This window comes from Geitlerinema sp. PCC 9228 (genome assembly GCF_001870905.1).
Taxonomy (GTDB): Bacteria; Cyanobacteriota; Cyanobacteriia; order Cyanobacteriales; family PCC-9228; genus PCC-9228.
Map to the genome: position 1 here is coordinate 1 of NZ_LNDC01000179.1, position 1985 is coordinate 1985.

General features: G+C 49.5%; 1 protein-coding gene. It reads right to left on the minus strand.

From position 1 onward, the window contains the following. Positions 1–79 precede the first annotated feature (79 nt). Positions 80–1985: CHAT domain-containing protein (locus tag AS151_RS19200; protein ID WP_084639775.1), on the minus strand; the 1906-nt coding region annotated here is incomplete at its 5' end.

Here is a 1985-nt window from a genome sequence, read left to right on the forward strand (position 1 = left end):
CGGGGATGGACTAGCATAGCTAATCCATCTAGGCACACCCGATGAAGCGAGAATCTCACGAATTCTATTCGTGAGAGTGTCAATAGTTGTCATCCAGAGGTCGCCAATCCCCCGATTGAATAAAGGCAGACCAGTAGTAGGGATGTGCCGTTTGCGGGTCGTTGAGCATCTCTAACTGTGCCTGTCGCAAAGCTTGCGTTCTGCCTTCACCATTTTGCAAGCGTTGGTAGTATTTGACCATCAACTCTGGGGTATCTTGGTCGCTAATTCGCCACAAACTGACCAACTGACTTTCAGCGCCAGCAAAGACCAAACTTCGCTGCAACCCGTACACCCCTTGACCGGCAGACAAATCGCCACGACCGGTTTCGCAAGCCGACAACACTGCCATTTGGGTTCCCTGCAAATCCAATCCTGCCATTTCCAATGCCGTCATTACGCCATCTTCGTTTTCACCGCTTTGACCTTTCTTGACCCCGGCAAATACCAAACCAGAACGCACCAAAGGATTGATAATGGCTTCGTCAGAATTCGGATAATCTTGGAAAAAGCCGTGGGTAGCTAAATGCAAAATCTGGGGTTGTTCCGCTTGTTTGACAATGGCTTCTGTTGCTTGTTGTTCTAAGAAAGTGCGAGCTTGCGGCCACATTGGTGCCAGGGTTTCCACTTCTGTGGCAGTTCCCGGTAGCGCGCCCCATTTTTGTTGGCTGATGGTACTGCTTGTGGCACTTCTGAGGGCAACATCGGTGGCACCGGCTTTTTTGAAATAGGGATTGCCGACGAATATGGGAGGTGAAGTGGCTGGGGAATCGTTGTCCAAACGGAGCAAATCGCCTCCGGATGTGAGGTTGGTGATGGGGGTGGTTTTGACTAGATACTTACCTTGTTTGTCGAGCAATACTTGAAAGGGAATCAAGTTCAAAGCACCGTCGGGGGAGACGAACCAATGGTCGGCGTTTTGCAAGTAAGGACGCAGGGGAGCGAGAATGCGATCGCTGACTTTTTTGGCAACTTCTTTGACTTCTGCAATGGCATAGCTGTCGGAACTCAATCCCTGGTATAAAGAACCGACCAAATCATTGATTTCGGAGGCTTTGCCTAAATCTTGACGTTGGATGCTGCCATCGGGGTGGAGGATATAGGCAGCGTAGCGACGGTCGCCGAATCGTTCTCCTTCAGGTGCTTCTGGATCGAAGGGTTGATAAAGGACAAATTCCAGCAAAGCACTGTTGGTTGGCAGTTGCGATGCCAATTCTGAAATTTCCACCGATTGGGTGAGCTGTCGGTATTGGCTACTGCGGCGGCTGAGTTGATTTTGTAAGTCCTGGCTTTGCGATCGTAACTGTTCCAATTTCCGGTCAAAATTGTCCGGTCGTTTGTTTGATGGTAAGTGAGCTAAGTGGGAAATTTGTTGGTTGGTGCTTATCCATCGATCCAATAAAGCTTGGTTTTCGGGATTGAGATTTTGCTGCAAAATTTGCAGGATGTTGGCGAACAAGCCTAGCAAGCGTCCTTTGCGTTGCAAAAGGGTTTTTAAAGCGAGTTGGTTGGCTTCTTCACTAGAATGTTGTAGCGAGAGGGTAATAGCTGCATCTGTGGTGGCATCAAAGGTATCTAGATAATCCTGTTTGTCAGCTTGTGAACCGCCAACCAAGTTTTGCTGCAAGACTTGTTCTTCCACAGCAAGTCCTTGTTCTAGATAAGAAAGTGTCTGCTGGAAGTTGTTTTGGTTCCAATACAAAGCTGCCAGATTGTTGAGGCTGTCGGCGACACGGGGATGTTGCTCGCCCAATAGGCGTTTTCTCATCTCCAGAGCTTCTTGGTAGAGGGGTTCTGCTTCCTCGTAGCGACCTTGGCTTTCGTACAAAGCTGCCAGATTGTTGAGGCTGCTGGCGACTGAGGGATGTTGTTCGCCCAGTAGGCGTTTTCTCATCTCTAGAGCTTGGCGGTAGAGGGGTTCCGCTTCGTCGTACCTGCCTTGGTGA